At 67.8% G+C, this 5,898-nt stretch carries 4 protein-coding genes; all 4 read right to left on the reverse strand.

What is annotated here, in order from left to right; genetic code table 11:
* Positions 1-458: hypothetical protein (locus tag AC1DJH_RS32860; RefSeq protein ID WP_478188584.1), on the reverse strand; the 458-nt coding region annotated here is incomplete at its 3' end.
* A gap of 15 nt (positions 459-473) precedes the next feature.
* Positions 474-968, reverse strand: coding sequence for a pentapeptide repeat-containing protein (locus AC1DJH_RS32865; protein ID WP_472118018.1), 495 nt, complete (start codon positions 966-968; stop codon positions 474-476).
* Positions 969-1,001: 33 nt separating this feature from the next.
* Complete coding sequence (locus AC1DJH_RS32870; protein ID WP_435485384.1) at positions 1,002-1,334, reverse strand: hypothetical protein; 333 nt, start codon at positions 1,332-1,334, stop codon at positions 1,002-1,004.
* A gap of 28 nt (positions 1,335-1,362) precedes the next feature.
* Complete coding sequence (locus AC1DJH_RS32875) at positions 1,363-5,874, reverse strand: RHS repeat-associated core domain-containing protein (protein ID WP_478188585.1); 4,512 nt, start codon at positions 5,872-5,874, stop codon at positions 1,363-1,365.
* Positions 5,875-5,898: the final 24 nt, after the last annotated feature.

Below are 5,898 nucleotides of genomic sequence, written 5' to 3' on the forward strand. Positions count from 1 at the left end.
ATGGTGGCGTTCAGGTGGCCCACCAGCGTGGTGACGATGGCCTCGCCCAGGTTGGACGCGGCGTTCTTCAGCTCCTGCCGCACCAGGTGCAGCGTGGGCCGCAGGCTCATGCGCGCGGCCGCCATGCTCGGCGGCAGCGGAATCAGGCCGATGAGGTTGATGCCAAGGCTCACCCAGAGCAGGAAGGCCTCGATGCCGTCCTTGGCCTTCTTCTCGACGATGTTGATGATGTCCAGGAACACATCCACCAGCGCCATGATGTTGCCGATGACCGGAATGCTTCCCAGCACCATGGTGAGCCGCTCCAGCGTGACGTAGCCGCCGCTGAAGCCGCGCAGCCAGTCGTCCACCGCCTTGCTGGACGCGGCGATGTCTTCTTTCACGATGGTGTTCAGCGGCGCCACGGCCGTCTGGGTTTCGCGCTGCGCCGGCGCGTTCTTTTCTTCCGTCCCTGCCATTTCTCGCTCCCTCCCTCAGTTGATGTTGGCGCCCTGAAACTCCAGTTGCTCGAAGGTGCTGCCCGTGAAGTCGACACTGCGCCCCTGCAGGCCCTGTGCATGCACCATGGTGCCGCTGCAGTTCAGCACGCCCACGTCGGTCCACCGGCCGCCCGCGAAGCTGATGTCGTCCCAATGGCATTGCGTGAAGGTGCTGGTGCCGATGCTGGCGCCGTCGAAGTTGGCGCGCGCGAAGCTGCAGTTGACGAAGGTGCAGCCGGAGACCGAGATGCCGCCGAAGTCGCACTGCGTGAAGCTGCAGCCGGTGAACTGGCAGGCGCTCCAGCCCGCCTGCCTGAAGCTGGTGGCGGTGAAGCTGGTGCCCGTGAAGGTGGTGGCGGCGAACTGGGCCAGGCCCAGATCGAGCCCCGCGTAGGCGAAGCTGTCGGCCTGGCCCACCAGCCCGGCGGGGGCGCCGCCCGCGCCTTTGCGCCACAGGTCGTGCGCGAGGATGATGATCTGGGAAGACATGAAAGGGTCGGTGCGCAGCGCGTGGGCGGCGCGCTAGCGGCTGCCCTGCTCCCGCAGGATTTCGCCCGTCGTCCTGGAGGCGATGTACAGCACCGAACGCCCCAGCTTGCTGGCGTTGCCAAGCCCCTTCTGCCCCGGCGGCAGCTTGGCCGAGAACGCGATGCCGATGGCGGTTGCACCGTTCTCGTCTTCGCCGTTTTCCTTCTTGCGCTCGGCGATGCGAACGGTGAAGTTGTTCAGGTCCTGGCCGGTCTTCTCGAAGAGCCTGTACGCGTTGTTCAGCGCGGCGACCACGGGGGTGTCCAGCAGCAGCTGGTCGGGCGCCTCGACTTCGAACAGCGGCGCGGCGGAGGCATGGATGTTCATAAAGATTCCCAACGCAATGATCAGGCCCTTACAGCCTGTAGGTTTGATTGGCCTTAGGGTCGTAGCCCTTGTAGCCGTCGCTCGGCGTGCCCAGGTAGCCTCGGTAATCGGGGTGATCATGTTCCATTCCTTGCTTGGCCGCGGCCTTGTCTTCGGGCGAGAAGTTGTTGCTCCCGTAGTAGTCCTTGGCGCGCGTGGTGCGGTTTCCGTCGCGGTCGGAGTGGTCGCCATGGGTGTGCCAGTAGCCCACTTCCTGCGCGCACCGGGGCATGTTCGGCGACAGCGGACTCCAGGGGTTGACGGTGTCCTTCTCGCCCCTGGTGGCCTTGGTGTAGTCGTACTTGCCGTCGGGCGTCTGGTAGACCAGGCCGCCGTACTCCACGTTGTCGCGAATGGACTTGTCGTTGTAGCGCATCATGGCCGCCTTGGCCGCGCCGTCGGCCGTGGCAAAGCGCCCGCCCTTGGGCTTCTTGCAGGCCGGCGCGGCCTGCAGGCCCAGTGGGTCGACCCAGGCCACCGGGTTGGGCACGTAGGCATGCGTGTTGATGCCGCCGCCCAGGCCCAGCGGGTCGCTGCTGACGAATCGGCCGGCCTGCGGGTCGTAGTAGCGGTGCCGGTTGTAGTGCAGCCCGGTCTCCTCGTCCAGGTACTGCCCCTGGAAACGGATCGGGTTGGCAAAGCCGGCTCTTCGACCGGCCTCGCTGATCACCTCCCTGGCCTCGCCCCATGCCTTGTACTGCGCCGACCAGGCCACCTGGCCGTTGTGGTCGGTGAGCTCCTGCGGCGTGCCCAGGTGGTCGCATTGGTAGAAGGCAATTTCTTCCCTCGCGAAGGCGGTCGGCGCGGGCAGTTGCTCGCCGTTCCACAGCGGGTCTTGCGCAATGTCGTAGGAGCCGCCGTTGGCCTGCATCAGCGCCTTCACGTCGGTGGTGGTGCTCAGCGCAATGGCCTTCGCCTGCCTGACCTGCACCAGCGGCACGAACGAATCCGGCTCGTGGATGTAGTGCACGCTCCAGCCGCGGCCTTGCCGCTCGCTGTCGCCGGCCAGGCTCTGCGTGCTCTCGAAGGCCAGCGTGTCGCCGTCCCAGCCGAACAGCGTGATGCTGTGCTGCGAGCGCTTGGCGATGCGCCGGCCCATCGGGTCGTAGCTGAAGCGGGTGCTGCCTTGTGCATCGGTGGCGGCGGTCATGCGGTTGAAGCCGTCCCATTCGAACGTTGTCTTGCGTCCGTTCTTCACGCGCTCGCACAGGTTGCCGCGTTTGTCGTAGCGGTAGGTGGTGCCCGCGTATTCCTTGAGCAGGTTGTCCAGCACGCGGTTGACGGTGTGCGGGCCCGGGTGCCTGGGCTCGGCGGCGGCGATGTCCGCGATGTTGCCGGCCGGGTCGAAGGCGAAGGTCTCGCGGCCCAGTCGGCTGCTGGCTTCGAGCAGGCGGCCCACGGGGTCGTAGCGATAGCTCAGGTTGCCGCGCCGGCTGTCGCCGATGTCGGTCAACTGGCCGGCCTTGTCGTAGCCGTAGCTGCGGCGCAGGCTCAGCGCCTCGGCCGTGCCGGCGCTGGCCGGTTTGGCGGGCGACACCTGCTGCTCCAGCAGCCTGCCCACGGGGTCGTAGCGCAGGCGCTGGTTCAGGCCGTTGCCCTGCGCGCGGGCGGTTTCGCGATGAAGGTCGTCGCGCTCGAAGCCCAGGATGTCCTGCCCGTCGACCAGCAGTCCGTGCACGTGGCCCGAGCCGTAGGTCAGCCATTGCGTCACATGGCCGTCGGGCCGAATGGTCGCGATGCGCTGGTTGAGCTCGTCGTAGCGGTGCTGCCACACCGCCGTTTGCGACCGGGCCAGGTGGTGGTGGTGCTCACGGGTCAGGTTGCCGGCGGCGTCGTAGAACCATTGCAGTTTGGCGTCGCCGTTGGCGGCCTCCGTCAACCGGCCGTTGCGGTCGAAGGCGAAGCGCTCAGTCTGCGCGTTGCCTCCCTCGCCTGCCTCGCCGGCCGTGCGCTGCACCAGGCGGCCCATCGCGTCGAACTGAAATGCCGTGGTGTGCGCACCGGCCTCCACCACCCGCAGCAGTGCGCCGGTGGCTTCCTCGTACACGTACTGCCTGCTTTGCCGGTCGAAGCCGGTTTCTTCCAGCAGTCGCCCCGCCGGGTCGTAGCGGAAGCTGTAGTGGCTGCCGTTCTCGTTGTGCAACTCGGCGAGGCGACCCGCCAGGTCCCAGTGGTAGCGCAAGGTACGGCCCGCGGCGTCGGTGCGCCCGGCCACCAGGCCCGCGCGGTTGTAGCTGTAGCGGGTGCGGCGGCCCAGCGCATCGGTATGAGCGAGCAGCCGCCCTTCGGCGTCGTGCACGAAGTGCTCGCGGGTCTGGTCGGGCAGCGAGACTTCCTCCAGCCGGCCCGGGTGATTGGCGTCGCCGCCCGAAGCCTGCTCGCCCGTCGCGGTGTAGCGGTAGCGCGTGCCCTGCCCGGCCGCGTCGATGGTCCGGCTCAACCGGCCGCGGCTGTCGTACTCCCACCGGCTGGTCTTGCCCGAGCAGTCGGTGTAGCTGGCGAGCTGGCCGGCGGAGGTGTACGTCAGGCGCTTGGCGCCGCCCTTGGCGTCGGTGATGCCGATCGGCCGGCCGGCCTTGTCGTAGGCGTATTCGGTCTTGTGACCCAGGGGGTCGATTTCTTCGGTGACGTGCCCCTGCGCGTCGTAGCTGCGCTTCCAGATGTGGCCTTCAGCGTCGCGCAGGCCCGTCATGCGGTTCAGTGCGTCGTATTCGAAATGCACGCGGCTGCCGTCGGCACGGGTGTGCACCTGCAGGTTGCCGTCGAGGTCGTAGCTGTAGTCGTCGGTGCTGCCGTCGGCATGCACGTGCCGGGTGAGGTTCTTCGCGTCGTCGCGGAAGAACCATTCCTGCAGCTTGTCGGGATGGATGACGCGATAGGTGTAGCCCAGGATGTCGTAGTAGAACCAGGTCTCGCCGCCCAGCGCGTCGGTCACGTAGGTGAGGCGGATGTTCTTGTCCCACTCGAACTTCAGCGCAAAGCTGCCGTCGTCGGACCATTCGCGCACGGCCCTGGCATCGGGGCCCGTGCCGTCGTATTCGAGGTTCATGCCGCGGCCGGTGCGGTCGGTGTAGCGGGTCACCAGGTGATGGCTGTAGCTGTAGCGCCAGCCGGCGCCGTTCTCGTCCCGCGCCTCGACCAGGTCTCGCTGGCCGTCATGCGTGTAGGCGGCCAGCTGGCGCAGCACCTGGCCGTCCTTCAGCTCCCACAGCGACCGGATGAGCCCGGTCTGCGCATCGGGCAGCGTGCCCACGTGCGCCATCGTCACGTCGCCCTGCTTGCTGATGATGTCGCTGAGCACCTGCTCGCCGGTGGCCGCGATCACGTGGTCGTAGCGCAGGCCGATGGACAGGCCGTCCCTGGCCTGCAGCGTGACCAGCCGGTAGTGCGTGTGCGGCTCGCCTGGCACCAGCTCGTAGATCTCGCGCCAGGCACCCTGCTCGCCGACGGGCATCGGCTTGCCGAAGTCCAGCGTCAGCAGCCGTTCGTTCAGGCGCGACACCGTCACCTCTTCAACGGGATCGCGGTACACCTGGCCCACCGCCAGCAACGGGTAGGCATGGCTGCGGCCGTCGGCCGCGTGATAGACCAGGCTGGGCTGGCCCTGGCGCTCGCCACGGGCCGGCGTTGCCTGGTCCACGCGCGTGCTGTAGGCCGTGAGCCAGCGCGCGCCCAGGGGCGAACGGTCGTAGGCGTCGAGCTGGCTGCGGTAGGTGCGCGCCCATTCGATGGGCAGCGGCGCGGCGAGCATGAAGTCGGTGTGGGTGAAGCTTTCGCAGCCCGTTACCAAGCTGATCGACTTGCCCAGCGCCACGGGCGCGGGGCAGTTCTTGCAGCCGGCGTCTTTCTTGGCGTCGGCTTGCTTGTTGACGTGCTCGAGCTGGGTGCCCGGCTTGTCCTTCTCGGCCTTGGCGCCCGCCTGCGGCGACACGACGGCGCCGCGCTGACCCTTCTTGCGCGCGATGGCGGCCAGCAGCTTGTGCAGCAGCCACATGATGCTGGCCTGTGCCTCCTTGTCGGCCAGTTGAACGAGCTGGTTGCGAAAGGTCTTCTTGAAGTCCAGCAGGCCGGCGATGACGCGGTTGACCTCGCCCGCCACGCTGTCGGGCAGCCGGTTGGCCGCCACTTTGGCCGCGTAGTTGGCCGACTGCTTGCCGTACTTGACGGCGGTGCCCCACAACCGGCGCCAGGTGCTCTGGGTCTGGGGGTCGTGCACCTGGGTTTCGGCCGCGACGGGCGTGGCGACCGTGAACATGTCCTTCTGGCCCAGCACGCGCTGCAGGGTGTCGACCAGGTTGTCCACGATGCTGTCGCTCAGCCGCGCGCAGCCTTGCAGCATGTCGCCGAGCTTGGCGATCGCGCCGTCGATGAAGACTTCCAGCTCGCCGGCGATGGTGGCGTTCAGGTGGCCCACCAGCGTGGTGACGATGGCCTCGCCCAGGTTGGACGCGGCGTTCTTCAGCTCCTGCCGCACCAGGTGCAGCGTGGGCCGCAGGCTCATGCGCGCGGCCGCCATGCTCGGCGG

The organism is Variovorax sp. 10N412 (assembly GCF_056394985.1).

Excerpts from the sequence above, each read along its gene's own strand:
- AC1DJH_RS32865 (WP_472118018.1), bottom strand. The coding sequence starts at position 968 with ATGTCTTCCCAGATCATCATCCTCGCGCACGACCTGTGGCGCAAAGGC.
- AC1DJH_RS32870 (WP_435485384.1), bottom strand. The coding sequence starts at position 1,334 with ATGAACATCCATGCCTCCGCCGCGCCGCTGTTCGAAGTCGAGGCGCCC.
- AC1DJH_RS32875 (WP_478188585.1), bottom strand. The coding sequence starts at position 5,874 with ATGAGCCTGCGGCCCACGCTGCACCTGGTGCGGCAGGAGCTGAAGAAC.